Raw genomic sequence first — 15,750 nt, 5'->3', positions numbered from 1 at the left:
GCGGTCTTGCCGTGGCCTTGGGTTCGGTGGGGATCGTTATGGCTTTGACATGGCTGATCCTGGAGTTCATCGATAAGATTTATGCGCTCTTGGGCAAGACGGTTTGTCTGGTGCTGTCCAAGATTCTTTGTCTGTTTATTGCGGCCGTCGGGATGCATCTGATGATGCAGGGGTTGATGCACTATAGGTCATCCTGAGCGGGACATAGATCCTTCGCTACGCTCAGGATGACAGAGCGAAGGGCTCAGGGTCGCAATGACGGACTCTGCCTCGCGGCTGAACGGAAGCGGGTGCCGGACACCCTGCTCGACTCGTAGGAGGACTTTATGGCTGAAGTGCGGCGAATTGCGGATATTGTGGAATACCAAAAGGGCTCCGTGGTAAGCTCAACCTTGCTCAAGAAACAGACGGGCACGGTCACCGTGTTTGCTTTTGATCAGGGGCAGGGCCTCAGCGAACACGAGGCTCCCTTTGACGCACTGGTCCAGATCGTGGAGGGGGAGGCGGAGATCCGTATCGGCGGCGAGCCGAAGCTTTTAAAGCAAGGCGATTCCATTGTCATGCCTGCGAATGTGCCTCATGCTTTGAACGCGCCTGTGCCGTTCAAGATGCTTCTGACCCTGATCAAATCCGGGGATGATTAATTATTGTGTCATAAATGGTTACAAGTATTGAGGTAGTGAAGTGCGCTTTCTGATAACCGGCGGCACTGGGTTCATTGGCAAGGCCCTTTGCCGCAGACTTGTCGACCACGGGCATCAGCTCCTGGTTTTGACCCGGCAAGAGGGGCAGTACACGGAGGGCGCGAATCCGCGCTTTCTGTGTTGGGACCCTGGTGGGCCGGGCGAGTGGCAGTCTTTGGTGGAGCGTACGGATGTGATTGTCCATCTGGCAGGGGAGCCGGTTGCGGGGGGCAGGTGGACTGCGAAGCGCAAGACGGCCCTTAGCGCCAGCCGCATAAATTCCACGCGGGCCCTGGTTTCGGCAATGGCCAAGGCCAACCCAAGACCTTCTCTTCTGATCAATGCCTCTGCAGTGGGCTACTACGGCCACCGCCGGGATGAAGAACTCAATGAAGGCTCGGTTCCCGGCAAAGGGTTCTTGTCGGAGCTGAGCCGGGAATGGGAGAATGCCGCTCTTGAGGCCGAGAGTCTGGGGGTGCGCGTCGTGATGCTCCGGCTGGGGGCTGTGCTCGGACCTGAGGGAGGAATGCTTGAAAAAATGGTGCCGCCTTTCCGGTTTTTTATGGGCGGGGTTCCCGGTTCAGGCAGGCAGTGGCTTTCCTGGGTGCATTTGGAGGATGTGACAGGGCTGATCGAGTTCTGTGCCCGGCACGAGCACTTCAAGGGGCCCATCAATGCGACCTCTCCCAATCCCTGCAGTATGAAAGAATTTTGTTCCACTCTGGGGCAAGTGCTCAAGAGACCCTCCTGGTTGCCTATACCGGGTCTTCTGCTCAAACTGGGCCTGGGACAGTTTTCCGACATTATTTTGAACAGCCAGAAGGTAAAGCCTGCAGTGGCGCTGGAGTTGGGGTATAATTTTCGTTACCCTGATCTCAGGAGTGCGCTGGAGGCGTCGGTTTGTTAGTTGAGGGGGCAAGCTCACATGCCAGTTGAACGCACAGTTGCGTATTTTTCCATGGAAATCGGTTTGCAACAAGACATTCCCACCTATAGCGGGGGCCTGGGAGTTCTGGCCGGCGATACGATTCGTTCGGCGGCTGACTTGTCCGTGCCTATGGTCGGCGTTACCCTACTTTACGATCAAGGATATTTCTACCAAAAACTCGACGAGCAGGGTAACCAGATTGAAGAGCCTGTGCAGTGGTCGGTCGATGACTTTTTGCAGAAGGTTCCCCAGACCACGGCTCTTACGATCGGCGGGCGCGAAGTCCACCTCCGTGCATGGAAATATGATGTCTTTGGCGTGGACGGTTTTTGTGTCCCCGTATTCCTCTTGGACTCCAACCTCGAAGAAAATCATCCGGATGACCGCCATATCACCAGCAGTCTTTATGGAGGGGATGACGCTTACCGTTTTTGCCAGGAGATGGTCTTGGGGATCGGCGGCGTGCGTATGCTGCAGGCCTTGGGTTTTCAGGATATCCGGCATCATCATATGAATGAGGGCCACGCAAGCCTTTTGACCATTGAGCTCTTGGAGCGGGCAAAGCAGCAGAACCCCAGGGCCGGGGCCGGCGCGCTCGTGGAGAATGTGCGGAAACAATGCGTGTTCACCACGCATACGCCTGTGCCGGCCGGGCACGACCGCTTTCCATTGGATTTGGCCAAGCGCCTGATGAACCATCCTGTCTTTGACGAGATGCCGGAAATGGTCAGCGAAAGTGGAATGGTGAACATGACTTTGATTGGGATGAATTTCAGTAATTACATCAATGGTGTGGCCAAATTACACGGGGAGGTCTCCCGGTCCATGTTCCCCGAATATGCCATTCATTCCATTACCAACGGGGTTCATTCGGCCACCTGGACTGCGGAGTCCTTTACCCGTCTTTTTGACGCCTACATTCCCGGCTGGAAACGGGATTGTCATGGGTTGCGTCATGCACTCAAAATACCGAAGAGCGATATTTGGGATGCGCACTTCACGGCAAAAGAGACCTTGATCCGCGTGATTAACCGTGAAACCAATCTCGGGCTGGATGCCGATGTGTTCACGATCGGATTTGCGCGGCGTTCGGCCACATATAAGCGGGCCGACCTGATCTTTCATGATATTGAGCGCCTCAAAAACATTGCCAAGAAGTCGGGCCGGTTCCAAATCATCTACGCGGGCAAGGCGCATCCCAAGGATGAGGGCGGTAAAGAGATTATCCGGCGTATCCACCGGGCGGCAAAGCAGCTCAAGGATGTGATTAATGTCGCTTATGTCGCTAATTATGACATGGGCTTAGGTAAACTTCTTACTTCGGGCGTGGATCTGTGGCTCAATACACCCCTCTGCCCTCGCGAAGCTTCCGGCACCAGCGGAATGAAGGCGGCTCACAATGGGGTCCCTTCACTCAGTGTGATGGATGGTTGGTGGGTCGAAGGTTGTATTGAAGGTGTTACAGGTTGGGCTGTGGGCAACGGATGCGCCGTGGGCGAGGAAGAAACCGAGGCAGACAACGCCCAAGATGCCGATCGCCTCTATGAAAAACTGGAACACAATATCATTCCGCTCTACTATCGCAATCGCGACGGATTTGTCTCCATGATGCAGCAGATTATCGCGCTCAACGCGTCGCACTTCAACACTCAGCGCATGGTTCAGGAGTATGTGAGCCATGCCTACTTTAGATGACATGACAGCGGTCATGTCATCCTGAGCGAACCCGAAGGGCGAGTCGAAGGAATCTCTGCGGAACAAAGACCGCTTCACTGCGTTTGCGGTGACGGACTCAGCTCTGCCGGCAATGACGGGCTTTAGTGCCGGACGCCTATCGCGGGCTTCCGCCGGCTAGACATTGAACCTGAAGCTCAGCACATCCCCGTCGAGGACTTCGTAATCTTTGCCCTTTAGATTCCACTTGCCCGCTTCCTTGAGGGCTGCCTCGCTGCCTGCCTCGACCAAATCTTCATAACGCATGTGTTCCGCACGGATAAAGCCGCGCTCAATATCGGAATGGATCGCCGCTCCGGCTTGAGGGGCCATCGAGCCGCGGCGGATTTGCCAGGCCCGCACCTCGTCTTCCCCCACGGTGAAAAAGGAAATGAGACCCAATGCCGAGTAATTGGCCTGGGTCAGTTGCTCCAAGGCGCTCTGCTGAATCCCCAGATCCTCCAGGAAAGCGGCCCGCTCTTCCGGGTCCTCGATCTCTTCGAGCTCGGCCTCGATTTTGGCTGAGACACGCACATCCGCGTTTAGGGAAGTGTCTTTGACAGAGGCCTCGCCCAGATTGAGGGTGAGGACCACGGGTTTGTTGGTGAGTAAAGGGTAACTCCCGGTTTGCTTGAGCCCGGCATCGTCAAAGTTGTAATCGCGCAAAGGCTTTTCAGCTTCCAGGTGTGCCTGCATGCTAAGGAGCAGGGCCTGCTCCTTTTTTCTCTCCGGACTGTTATTGCGCACCATCTCCTTGTCCAGGCGCTCCAGGCGTTTTTCCACAAAAATCAGATCGCTCAAGAGGAGTTCCGAGTCGATTGCCCGGATATCCCTTGCCGCATCCACCGATCCCTTGAGGTGGTAGACCGAGTCCTCTTCAAAGGCGCGCACCACATGGCAAATCGCATCCACCTTTTCCAGGGCCGCAAGAAAGGCCCGGTTCTTTTCCGAGTCCTCGCTCATGTCCGGCACGAGCACGCACTCGAAGGTTGCGGGCGTGGTCTTCTTGGGATTGTACATCTTGGAAAGCGTGTCGAGACGCGGGTCGCGCACGCGGCAAATTCCGATGGGCGTGTCCTTGAGGGTCAAGGGGTCCACGCCGCTGAGGAGCTTGAAGAGGGTTTTTTTGCCTGCGTTGGGGTATCCGATCAAACCGATTTTCATAGCGTGATAGCCTCATCGCGGGGAGCAAAGCGACGTGGCGATCTTTGCGGCACACAGATCCCTTCGCTGCGCTCGGGATGACGGGATGAGTACATCAAAACCACCCGCTTACAGCGCTCTGCGCGGCGCTGACAAAAGGTGCCTGGAACACGCCCATCGCGACAACGCCCGCAATGCATGCATAGAGAGCGATTTGCAGGGGCATTTCCAAACGAATGGGGGATGCGTCTTTGGCCGTGCCCCAATACATGCGTCTTACGATGGAGAGATAGTAATAAAGGCTGATCACCACATTGACGGAGCCGATAAACGCCAGCCAGATCATCCCGCTCTTGATCAGCGCGATGAAGATGAGAAACTTGCCGAAAAAGCCGGCTGAAGGCGGAACCCCGGCCAGGGAAATCAAACACACAAAGAGCGTGGCCGCCAGAATGGGCGAGCGCTGGGCCAGCCCTTGGTAGTCCTCGAGATCATAACTCTTGGAGAAATTGGCAAAGACAACCAGCACAAGAAAGGCCCCCAGGTTCATGAACATGTAGGCCAGCAGGTAGTAGGCCACACCGGTTGCGCCGGGCGCCGAGGCCGCGGCCACGCCCATCATCAGGTAGCCGGCCTGCGCAATGGAAGAATAACCGAAGAGTCGCTTGATATTGCCCTGCGGGATGGCCGAGAGGTTGCCGTAGGTCACTGTGAGCGCCGCGATAACAGCCACGGCCAGAGCCCATTCGCTTTGGATGGGCAAAAGGGCCGAATGAAAAAGGCGAAGAAAGACCGCAAAGGCCGCCGCCTTGGAACCGACCGAAAGCAGAGCAGTGACCGGAGTGGGCGCGCCTTGGTACACATCGGGCACCCACACGTGGAAGGGCACGGCCGCCACCTTAAAGCCCAGGGCCGAGAGGATGAGCAGGATCCCCAGCAAAAAGAGCTTGGAGACCTCACCCCCGGTTGCGACAAAAGCGTGAATCTTTGCGAATGAGGTGGATCCCACCGTGCCGTAGACCAAGCTGGTGCCGTACAAAAACAGACTGGAGGCCAAGGCGCCCAGGATGAGGTATTTGAGCCCGGCCTCCACGGATTCCTTATCGGTCCGCAGGTAGGCGGTCATGACATAGAGCGAGAAGGTCAGGACTTCCAGGGAAACAAAGAACATCAACAGGTCTTTTGCGCCGGCCATAAAGAACATGCCCAGGAGCGCGGTCAGCAACAGCAGGGAGAATTCCCCGTAGCCTTTTTCGATCTTGCGCAGGAATTCCCGGTTCATGAGGCTCACCATGAACGCAGTGCCCAGGAAAATGCCCTTAAAGTACCAGGCAGCCCGGTCCACAGCCAGGAGTCCCGAACACGCGGTGCCGATTTTGTCCGCGCTTAGCCACCAGGGAATCACAAGGAAGGCAACGCCCCAGCTCGTGATTTGGCCGATGGAGATCCGGTGTTCTTTTTTGAGAAAAACCTCGGCCATGAACACGGTCAATATCAGAAGGGCCAGCCAGATTTCAGGCCAGAGCAATCCGAGGTTGAGGTCCGGGGGGAGGTATCTCAAGGCAGGTCCTCCGGACCCGTTTGGGTCTGCGCAAGCTCAACCTGAGCGGTTTGCTGATGCACCATGTCGAGGAGCCGCGCGGTGCTGGGCTCAATCGCGCTCACCAGGGAGCGCGGCCACACGCCCACGGCCAGGAGGACCACAGTCAGAATCACGAAGGGGAGCCTTTCAAATGCTGTGCGCCGGTCCCGCAGGTCCTTGCACTTCGGAGAGAGTTCGCCGAAGAATGCGGTGCGCACGGCGCGCAACATATAAGTCGCGGTAAGCACAATGCCGAAAACCCCTGCCACGGCCTGGATGCGGTAATGCTCCCAAGCGGCCGCAAAGATCATGAGCTCGGACACGAAGTTGGCAAATCCCGGCAAGCCTGCGGAGGCCAGGGCCGCGATGACAAAACAGGTGGCCACAAAGGGCGCTTTCTTGGCCATGCCTCCCAGATCCGGCAAATCGCGCGTGTGAATCTGGTCGTAAAAGGCCCCGACCAAGGCAAAGGCCAGGGCTGCCATGACTCCGTGCGCGAACATCAGGAGCACGGCGCCCGTCATGCCCACTTGATTGAGGCAAGCCAGGCCCAGCAGGAAATAACCCATGTGACTGGCCGTGGAATAACCGATGATGAACTTCAGGTCTTTTTGGGTCATGGCCACATAACCGCAATAAAGGATATTCATAATGCAGACCGAGGCGACAAAGGGCAACCAAAATTGTGCGCCTACAGGAAGGATGGGAATGGCCAGGCGGATCAGGGCATAGGCGCCGAGCTTTTTCAGCACGCCGGCGTGCAACATGCTCGTGGAAATCGGCGCTGCGGCGTATCCGACCGGGGACCAGGTATGAAAGGGCCAGAGCGGCACCAAAACGCCGAAGCCCAGGAGGATTACCAGGAAGAGCCAGACCTGGGTCGGTTTCGGCAGCGGGTTGATCCTGAAATGCTCCTGTAGGGCAACGATGTCAAAGGTGTTCAGCCCGGCTGCATTATAGAGGTAGATGAGTCCGACCAGCGCCAGGACCGCGCCCAGCGTGAGGTAGAGCGTGAGCTTCATGGTGGCGTAGTTCTTGTCGCCGCTGCCCCAGATTCCGATCAAGGGGAACATGGGGATCAGGACGAGCTCGTAAAAGAAATAGAAGAAGAACATGTCCATGGTGGAGAACACGCCGGTCACTCCTGCGATGAGCATGAGCAGAAAGAGGTAATGCTCTTTGACGCGGCTGGGAATGGAATAGGAGACGAGGACTGCGGCAAAGCCCAGGATTGTGGTCAGCAGCACCATGACGGCGCTGATTCCGTCAACGCCCAGCGTGAAATTAATGCCCATGACGGGGACCCACGCAATGGAATCCACGAACTGATAGCCTGCGGCGCTGCGGTCATAGGCGCTGATGACATAGAGACCCAGGCACATGGCGATGAGCATGGCGATACTGGCCACGCGGCGCACCAGATCCGGCCTTTTGCCCGGCACCAAGAGCAGGACAAAGAAGGCGATCACAGGGCTGAATAAAATCCAACTAATCGGACCCATCGTTTACCTCAACAAAAGCAGAATATAGACCAGGGCTGTGACGCCGCCGGTCATGATCAGCGCGTAAGTCTGGAGTTGCCCGGTTTGGACCTTGCGCAAGTGGTCGCCGGTCCAGCGGGTGAGCGCGGCAGTGCCGTTGACCATGGTGCCGATGATCACGCGTTCTTCAAAGAGCGTGAACAGCACGGCGATCCCGCCTTGAACGTTTTTCACAATCCAAAGATAGAGTTCGTCCATGAAGTACTTGTTGACCAGAAGCCGGTGCAGGCGCGGGAAGCGCTGGGCCGCGGCCTTTGCGGAGAGCTGTTTTTTTCCGTAATAGAGATAGGACAGAAAGAGCCCGGCCACTGCGACAAGGCTCGAGACCAGAGCCACGCGCATATTGAAATCCAGATGCACGCCGTGATGGTGGTGCAGGACCTTGGGGATGCCCAGGAAACCGGCCACCACGGAGAGCACGGCCAGGAATATCAGAGGGATCGTCATTACAGCCGGAGATTCGTGCGGGGCCTTTTTCCAGCGCGCCTGGCCGAAGAAAGTCATGAAGATGAGGCGGCCCATATAGAAGGCGGTGAGGCCCGCGGTGAGGGAGCCGATGACATATAGAGGAAGATTCCGCGCAGCGGCCAGCGTGAGGATTTCATCCTTGGACCAGAACCCGCTTAGCGGGAAGATGCCGCACAGGGCCAAGGTGCCGATCAAAAAGGTCCAGGAGGTGATGGGTAGCTTTTTCATCAGCCCGCCCATCTCGCGCATGTCTTGGGTGTGCAGGGCGTGGATGACGCTGCCCGAGCCTAAGAAGAGCAGGGCCTTGAAAAAGGCGTGTGTGGTCAGGTGGAACATGCCTGCCGTGTAGCCGCCCAGGCCCACGGCCATCACCATGTAGCCGAGCTGGCTTACCGTGGAATAGGCGAGCACGCGTTTGATATCAAACTGGACGATAGCGACCGTGGCTGCCACAAAGGCGGTGATGCCGCCCACCCAGGCGATAATGTGCAGGACATTCGGGACTTCAGCAAAGAGGTAAAAGGCACGGCACAGCAAATAGATGCCGGCTGCGACCATGGTGGCGGCGTGGATCAGGGCCGAAACCGGGGTCGGGCCTTCCATGGCGTCCGGGAGCCACACGTGCAGCGGGAATTGCGCGCTTTTGCCGATCACTCCGCAGAAGAGGAGCACCGCGGCAATAGACAGGAGGTGAGCGGAGACGGCGCCGTGGTGCAGGGCCTCGGGTAAAATCGCGGCCTGGGTTGCGAAGCTGAAGCTTGGGGTGCCCGTGGCCAGGCCCACCAGGGACCAGGTCAGCAGGATGCCCAGAAGAAATCCGAAATCCGCCACGCGGTTGACCATAAAGGCTTTCTTGCCGGCCTCGGCCGCCGAGGGCTTTTGATACCAGAAGCCGATGAGGAGATAGGAGGTGGCGCCCACCAACTCCCAAAAGATGAAGAGCACAATCCAGTTGGCTGCGAACACGATTCCCAGCATCGAGAAGGCAAAGAGCGCGAGGCAGCCGAAGTAGCGTGTGTAGCCCGGGTCATGCTCCATATAACCGGCCGAGTACAGGAAGATAGCGCTGCTTACCCCGGTGACCACCAGGGCCATCATCAGGGAGAGTTCGTCCACAATCAGGCCGAAGCTCACATTGAGGATGCCGGCCTGGAGCCAGAGCACCGAGGACTCCACGGGCAGGTGGATGCTGTGCGAGAAGCCCTTCCAGGCCAGATACGCGCTTAGCAGAAAACCGAGGAAGAGGCTGCCGATAGCCAGAACCGCGCTCAAGGTGCGGTGGCGCAGGCCGAAGATCATGATGATGAGCGCGGCGGCCAGCGGGGCAAAGAGGATGATCCAGGGTAAGAGAGTTACCATTTGAGGAGCCTCACTTCATCGGCCTGGATCGTGCGCAGGGTGCGGGACATAACCACTACGATGGCGAGCCCGACAGTGACCTCGGCCGCGGCCACGATCATCACAAAAAAGACAAAGACTTGTCCGGAGAGATCCCCGAGGTGCGAGGCAAAGGCTACGAAGCTCAGGTTGGCGGCATTGAGCATGAGCTCAATGGCCAGCAGCAGGAGCAGGGTATTGCGCCGCGTGAGCACGCCGAGCAAGCCGATACTGAAGAGCAGCGCGCTGAGGATGAGGTAATGATGGAGGCCGATCATGATTTCCGGCCCTCCTGGAGGCTGGATGGCGGGAGTTCTGAGGGCCCGCGGCCCGTGAGCTTGACTGCGCCGATGATGGCGATCAAGAGGAGGACGGAAATGAGCTCAAAAGGCACCAAGTACTTGGTGAAGAGAAGGAACGCAATTTCGGCTGTGCTGCCTGAGGTCGGGGTAGCCGTAAAAACCGGCACCCGGGCCACGATTTGCACGGTGGCTGCCAAGAAAAGTCCGGCCGTGATCAGGCCGGCAAACTTGATTCCGGTGATTTGGGCCTTTGGGCCCTCTGCCTGGTCCAGGTTGAGCAGCATGATCACAAAGAGGAAGAGCACCAGGACCGCCCCGGCATAGACCACGATCTGGATGGCGGCCAGGAAGTAGGCCTGCAGGAGCACAAAGAGCCCGGCCAAGCAAAAGAGCGTAATGATCAGGGCCAGCACGCTGTACATAGGCTGGCGGCCCAGGACCACGAGCAGGGCGCTGAGGACTGCGATTGCCGCAAATGTGTAGAAGAGAATTGGTTCCAGCATCAAAATGGGGGTTTTGGGTGCAATTAAAGGCGCTATTATAGGTCGGAATCGGGGGGGTGTCCAGCGGTGCCAGGCACCGGTGCCAGGCACCGGTGCCTGACACCGTGGAATCTGTTATTGTATTGAGGAAGGAGGAACGCGAGTGGAACTCAATCCGAAGGACTTGGACAAGCAATCTGCCTACCATCTACTGATCAGCTCGGTGGTGCCCCGGCCTATAGCCTGGGTGTCGACAATTTCGAAAAAGGGAGTCCGGAATCTGGCTCCTTTCAGTTTTTTCAGCGGGGTGTGCGCCCAGCCCATGCTCGTATCCATTGCCGTGGGTTTAAGACAGGGAAAGAAGAAAGACACAATCAAGAATCTGGAGGACACGGGCGAGTGCGTGATCCATGTGGTGACCAACCCGGCTGCGGAGTCCATGAACGAAAGTTCCGGGGATTACCCGGCGGATGTGGATGAATGGGAGGTTTCCGGCGTGGGCGCGGAAGACAGTGTGGTGGTCAAGCCTCCGCGCATCAAGGGCGCAACCGTGGCTATGGAAGGAAAGCTTTACAAGATGTTGGAGTGGAAGGCCGCTCCGATGAATTTGGCCTTGATCGAAATTGTGCATGTGCACATTGACGACCGGGTGTGGGACGGGAAATCCATTGTGGTGGAAAAGCTGGATCCCATCGGCCGGTTGGGCGAGGACAAGTACGCGCGTATCCGGGAAATCTTCAGACTCCCCAGACCCGAGGTATAGGTGACCCCATGAATATCTCTCTTTCCTCTGCGCCGGCGCAGCAGGTGCTGCCCGGGCGTTTCCGTTCGGGCTATGAGCGTTCTCTGCAAAAGCAAAGGGACTCTGGTGCTGTGGCGCGATTTTGGAAAAAGGATCCGTCCGTATTCAAGTTGGATGCCGGACATCAAAAGGTGGTGAAGAATCGCTTGGGTTGGCAGGATGCGCCTGCGCGCATGCAAACCGACTGGGCCTCCCTGGAGACCTTTGCGCGGGATGTGAGCCATTCGGGGATTGAGCATGGGGTACTCCTGGGCATGGGCGGATCGAGCCTGGCGCCCGAAGTGTTTGCGGAGATCTTTGGAAGCCGCGCGGGCAGGCCGGCGCTGCATATACTGGATTCCACGGATCCCGCTTTTGTGCGGCGTATTGAGCAGCAGTGTCCGTTGGCAAAGACCCTTTTCGTGGTGGCCAGCAAGTCCGGAGGCACAATCGAAACCCTGAGCCAGATGGAATACTTTTGGGCTTTAGCTAAGGCAAGCCTGAAGACCGGGGCGGGCCGGCATTTTGTCGCGATCACGGATCCCAAGAGCGCATTGGAAGAGACGGCACGCAAGCGCAAGTTTCGGAGAGTGTTTTTGAATTCGCCGGATATCGGCGGCAGGTATTCCGCGCTCTCCCTGTTCGGATTGGTTCCTGCTGCGTTAATCGGCGCACCGGTCTCGGAAATTTTGGACTCGGCTTTGGTGATGCGTGAGCTTTGCGAGAGAAAGGATTTGGAGGAGAATCCGGGCTGGACTTTGGGCACCTTGATGGCGCAGGCTGCTTTGGCCGGCGCAAACAAACTTACCTTCCTGGCCACAGAAACCCTGAAGCCCTTTGTGCCGTGGCTGGAACAGCTCATTGCCGAGAGCACAGGCAAGGAGGGGCAGGGCGTGGTGCCGGTTGAGGCAGAGGAAGTGCTGCGCCTGAATGCTTATGGCGCGACACGGATTTTTGTGGCCTTACGTTTGGAGGGAGAGGAAGATCCTCATGTGGATGACCTGATCGGGCAAGCCCAGGCGCGCGAAGACGCGGTGGTGGAAATCAGCCTTCCGGAGAAGTCCCGTATCGGTGCGGAGATGATGCGTTGGGAAGTGGCCACGTCGGTTGCGGGTTTGGTGCTGGGTATCAATCCGTATGACGAACCCAATGTGAGCGAAAGCAAAGCGGTCACAACCAAGATCCTCAAAACCATGACCGGGGCAGGGCAGACTGCGGCTCCGCGTGCGCGCGTCTCGGGCCAAGGTCTCAAGCTCTTTGCCGATGACGCGAATTGGGAGCTTATTAAAGAAGAGGCTGTGCGGCAGGGCCGGAAGGCGCCAAAGGATCTGGCCGCGGCCCTGGGAGGATTCTTAGGGCAGGTCCGCAGCGGAGACTACATCGCCCTTCTGAGTTACACGGATCGTATTCCTCAATACGAAAAGAGCTTGGCACGGATGCGGCGGCGCATGACCGAGCGCTTGGCTGTGGCGAGCCTGCGAGGCTATGGGCCTCGGTATTTGCATTCGATTGGCCAGCTTTACAAGGGAGGCCCGAACACGGGCGTGTTTATGATCCTCACGGCAGATCCCTCAGAAAAGATTCCTGTGCCCGGCAAGAAATACAGCTTTGGAGAGTTGGAGATGGCCCAGGCTTTGGGGGATCTGTCGGCGTTGGAAGGGCATGAACGGCGCGTGATTCGAATCCATCTTGGCAAAAATATCTCTGCGGGACTCAAGCAGCTTGAAGAGATTATCAGCGGACTTCAATAGCGTTCGATTTGCCGAAGCAGCGCGCAGACCAGCCGGTCCTTCCTTTCAATGCGCCTCATGGAATGAAATAATCTTTCTTCAAAGCCCGCATCCGTGATTCCCATGTTCTTCCCCGCCGCCTGCACGTGATGAAAGCGCAGAAAATAGAGTTGGACGGGCTTGGAAGCCTCCTCTGGGAGCGACTCCATTAAGTCATATACCCTGCGCTGGTGATAAGGATTCAGAAACTGATAGGGTACGCAGCGCAAATAGCTGTAGGCCGTGAGTGTGCGTTCGCGCTTGTCCTCCGGATTCTCCAAATCCTGATAGGCCTTAATCACACGTGTCCAAAGGCCGTGATCCAAGCGTTTGTCGAAGCCTTCGGAAGCATTGCCGTTGCCCAGTTGTTCTTCGAGCATGAGCCGGAAGAGCTGATGAACCAGGCGTTCAAAATCCTGCTTAAGAAAAGCCCGGTAATCGCCCCGCCAGCAGGCGCGTTCATAGAATGGGCGTCGCAGGTAGCGAAGGCCGCGCGTTGTTAATACAAAATCCCAACAGGAGACGAGCCATTGCAGGCCGGGGGAAAACTCGTGCAACAGGCGCTGGAAGGATTTGGAGAAGTGGTCTTTGTTCCCGCGTAACTGAGAGCACTGGAGTTGGGCCAGGAGCTGCCCGGTGTCGTGTTCGTGTTTGCGGAACTCCGGCCTGGGAGGCCGCTGAGTGACATTGGGAAAGCTGATGTCCAGCTCCGGTTCGTCTTGGATTAGGGGAGTATCAAAATCGATTCTCATGGTTCATGCCCTCGTCTAAAGCGAGTGTAGCATGTTCCGCGGCGTTTTGTTCCAAGGCGCATAGCGGAGGAGTGTCATTCCCGCCCTTCGACAAGCTCAGGGTAAACTCCGGCGGGAATCTACTTGATGGGACTGTTGCGAAATAGCCTTTCCGTCATTGCGATCCGCCACGATTCATGGCGGAGAAGCAATCTTCGTTGCGCATAAGCTCTTAATAAGGCGAGACATAGATTGCTTCGTCCCTCCGGGCCCCGCAACGACGGATCACCACGCTTTCGTTCGTGATGACGACTGAAGCGTTTTTCGCTATTTCGCAACAGTCCTTTGATCGACGGATCAGTGGTCCAACTGGACCGGCGCTTTCCCAGGGATGAGAGAGAGTCCGTGTCCGTTGACTGGGAAGGGGATGTAGGGTATACTTATTATGGAGTTTAGCAAAAGATTGCTTTTATTAAGATTCTTATTCAGAACCCGTTTAATTACATAATGTTACAGAAGAACCCAAAAAGGGGGATGAAGTGAGAGGGATGCGTAAGATTCTCAATCCGCGGTTTTTAGGCTTTTTGTCGGTCTTTTTCTTGGTGGTTGCCTCGGCTGCCTTTGCCCAGGAGGTCAACTGGGAATTTGAGACCCAAGGTGATTTCGAGGGGTGGTACCCGAGCATGCTGGGTGCTGCTGTGGTTGAGAATGGAGCTCTCTCCGGCACTGTGTCTGGTTTGGATCCTAAGGTTTTCAGCGCTAAGAATTTGGGAATTGCTGCCCAGGATGTGAATGTCCTGCGCTTTGGATACACCCTCACAGACCCATCTCCCGGGACTTCCAGAACAGATATTCTCCAGGTCCAGTGGGTGACCGAAACTTCCCCCCGTTACGGCGGGGGAAAATGGTTTGAAGTGCCTGTAATGATTGACGGCCGGTATCACGAGGTTGTTTACGATCTCGGGTCCCACCCTCAATGGGATGGGGTCATCACCCGCTTGCGTATTGACCCGATCAAGAAGCCTGCTTTAGGTGAGCAGGCGTCCATCCATCACATTCGACTGGTCGCGGGCGTGGCTCCGCGTGAAGACGGCTGTGTGGTCTGGGAGTGGGAGGCCGAGGGAGACGCCGAGGGCTGGACCCGGATCCGGCATGTTTCCAATCCGCTTGTGGTTTCCGGGGGCGCTCTGCGCGGCGATATCCTTGCCTCTGATCCGGGCATTCGCGGGCCCATCCTTTCCGAGATCATGCACACTTCATTTCGTTCGCCTATGGGGAGTGAGATTCCTTCCATGGTCCTTGAATACCAAATCAGTTCCGCGAATAGACTGATGGAGGTTTATTGGTCCACGGAAGAATTCTATACCGAAGGCGAGGAAGGCCAGCGTACGGAGTTCAGCATTATCCCGGACGGCGCGCGCCGAGTGATTGAACTCAACCTCGGACGCAACGCCGCCTGGCGCGACCGCCGGATTCGCCGCCTGCGTATTGATCCTGTTAAGGTCGGCGCTGCAGGGGAAAGTTTTTCTTTCCATACAGTAGCCCTTTGTTCTGCGTCGCCGGTCTCTTTGAGTAAGTCGATTTGGCAATTTGAGGGCGACACGGAAGGCTGGCAGCGCTTGGGCTCTACAAGTGGGTTGGAGTCGATCAGCGGGAATCTGGTGGGAACGATCTTGGCCAAGGACCCCCGGATCCTGGGGCCCTCCGGGCTTTCTCTCCAGGCTGCGGATCTGCAGACCGTCCAGATTGACTACAACATCAGCGGGGTGTTGCCTGTAAACAATACAATCCAGTTTTTCTGGACGACAGACGCGGAGCCTTTTATCGGATCAGGAAAATATGCGGAGGCGCCGGTTATCTGTGACGGCACGAACCGCAGCGTGAATGTGGACCCGGCTGTGAACCCGAAGTGGACGGGCACGGTTCAGAGCCTTCGCCTGGATCCCGTAAAGTACGGAGACACGGGTGAGTTTAAGTTTGATACGATCAGCATCATCCCTGATCAGGGTTTGCGCGCGAGTATTGGTTTGCGTCCCGCTCGGCAACTGCACTCCTTCTTGTGGAATCCGGAGGATTTGGCGGACCGGGATGCCTTTGTCCAGGACTTGTATTTGCAGGGGATCGGGGTGCTGCACATGTATTACGGGAATATCCGTAACGGGAATTTCGCCGCCGAAGAAGCCACAGATATCGTAAACCGTTGCCATGCTAAAGGCATTCAGGTTTACGCGAGCCACGGCGAGCCGTTTT

General features: G+C 56.9%; 14 protein-coding genes. 7 read left to right on the top strand and 7 right to left on the bottom strand.

The window, feature by feature from the left end; genetic code table 11:
• The 4 genes from JW937_06525 to glgP form a co-directional block, all read left to right on the top strand.
• On the top strand, positions 1 to 197 hold a 197-nt coding region (locus JW937_06525; protein MBN1587065.1), incomplete at its 5' end, for a hypothetical protein.
• Between the two features lie 129 nt (positions 198 to 326).
• Positions 327 to 644 carry a cupin domain-containing protein gene (locus JW937_06520; GenBank protein MBN1587064.1) on the top strand — a complete coding sequence of 106 codons (318 nt, stop codon included), beginning with the start codon at positions 327 to 329 and terminating at the stop codon, positions 642 to 644.
• A gap of 40 nt (positions 645 to 684) precedes the next feature.
• Positions 685 to 1,590 carry a TIGR01777 family oxidoreductase gene (locus tag JW937_06515; GenBank protein MBN1587063.1) on the top strand — a complete coding sequence of 302 codons (906 nt, stop codon included), beginning with the start codon at positions 685 to 687 and terminating at the stop codon, positions 1,588 to 1,590.
• An 18-nt stretch (positions 1,591 to 1,608) separates the two neighbouring features.
• Positions 1,609 to 3,306 carry an alpha-glucan family phosphorylase gene (gene glgP / locus JW937_06510; protein MBN1587062.1) on the top strand — a complete coding sequence of 566 codons (1,698 nt, stop codon included), beginning with the start codon at positions 1,609 to 1,611 and terminating at the stop codon, positions 3,304 to 3,306.
• Between the two features lie 156 nt (positions 3,307 to 3,462).
• On the opposite strand, the gene ychF is transcribed toward glgP, so the two are convergent.
• The 6 genes from ychF to JW937_06480 all read right to left on the bottom strand — a co-directional run bounded on the left by ychF (position 3,463) and on the right by JW937_06480 (position 10,240).
• Complete coding sequence (ychF, locus tag JW937_06505; GenBank protein MBN1587061.1) at positions 3,463 to 4,488, bottom strand: redox-regulated ATPase YchF; 1,026 nt, start codon at positions 4,486 to 4,488, stop codon at positions 3,463 to 3,465.
• A gap of 94 nt (positions 4,489 to 4,582) precedes the next feature.
• Positions 4,583 to 6,028, bottom strand: a complete 1,446-nt coding sequence (locus JW937_06500; GenBank protein ID MBN1587060.1) for an NADH-quinone oxidoreductase subunit N — start codon at positions 6,026 to 6,028, stop codon at positions 4,583 to 4,585.
• Positions 6,025 to 7,551: an NADH-quinone oxidoreductase subunit M gene (locus JW937_06495; protein ID MBN1587059.1), complete on the bottom strand. Its 1,527-nt coding sequence runs from the start codon at positions 7,549 to 7,551 to the stop codon at positions 6,025 to 6,027. Before JW937_06495 ends, JW937_06500 begins: the two co-directional genes overlap by 4 nt.
• Before the next feature lie 3 nt (positions 7,552 to 7,554).
• Positions 7,555 to 9,417 (bottom strand): NADH-quinone oxidoreductase subunit L, encoded by a 1,863-nt coding sequence (gene nuoL / locus JW937_06490; protein ID MBN1587058.1) that lies wholly within the window; start codon positions 9,415 to 9,417, stop codon positions 7,555 to 7,557.
• A complete protein-coding gene (nuoK, locus tag JW937_06485) occupies positions 9,411 to 9,713 on the bottom strand; it encodes an NADH-quinone oxidoreductase subunit NuoK (GenBank protein MBN1587057.1) in 303 nt (100 codons plus the stop codon). Before nuoK ends, nuoL begins: the two co-directional genes overlap by 7 nt.
• Complete coding sequence (locus JW937_06480; protein ID MBN1587056.1) at positions 9,710 to 10,240, bottom strand: NADH-quinone oxidoreductase subunit J; 531 nt, start codon at positions 10,238 to 10,240, stop codon at positions 9,710 to 9,712. The genes nuoK and JW937_06480 overlap by 4 nt, the downstream gene beginning before the upstream one ends.
• Positions 10,241 to 10,382: 142 nt before the next feature.
• On the opposite strand from JW937_06480, the gene JW937_06475 reads away from it, so the two are divergent.
• Both JW937_06475 and JW937_06470 read left to right on the top strand, forming a co-directional pair.
• Entirely contained in the window at positions 10,383 to 10,982 is a 600-nt protein-coding gene (locus JW937_06475; GenBank protein MBN1587055.1) for a flavin reductase family protein, read from the top strand.
• Positions 10,983 to 10,990: 8 nt separating this feature from the next.
• Positions 10,991 to 12,751: a glucose-6-phosphate isomerase gene (locus JW937_06470; protein ID MBN1587054.1), complete on the top strand. Its 1,761-nt coding sequence runs from the start codon at positions 10,991 to 10,993 to the stop codon at positions 12,749 to 12,751.
• On the opposite strand, the gene JW937_06465 is transcribed toward JW937_06470, so the two are convergent.
• Positions 12,745 to 13,521 (bottom strand): hypothetical protein, encoded by a 777-nt coding sequence (locus tag JW937_06465; GenBank protein ID MBN1587053.1) that lies wholly within the window; start codon positions 13,519 to 13,521, stop codon positions 12,745 to 12,747. The genes JW937_06470 and JW937_06465 overlap by 7 nt on opposite strands.
• Positions 13,522 to 14,048: 527 nt before the next feature.
• Between JW937_06465 and JW937_06460 the strand changes: the two genes are divergently transcribed.
• On the top strand, positions 14,049 to 15,750 hold a 1,702-nt coding region (locus JW937_06460), incomplete at its 3' end, for a hypothetical protein (protein ID MBN1587052.1).

It is taken from the genome of Candidatus Omnitrophota bacterium, assembly GCA_016929445.1.
In the GTDB taxonomy this organism is placed as follows: Bacteria; Omnitrophota; Gorgyraeia; order JAFGIU01; family JAFGIU01; genus JAFGIU01.
This window is presented reverse-complemented; position numbering and strand designations above follow the sequence as displayed.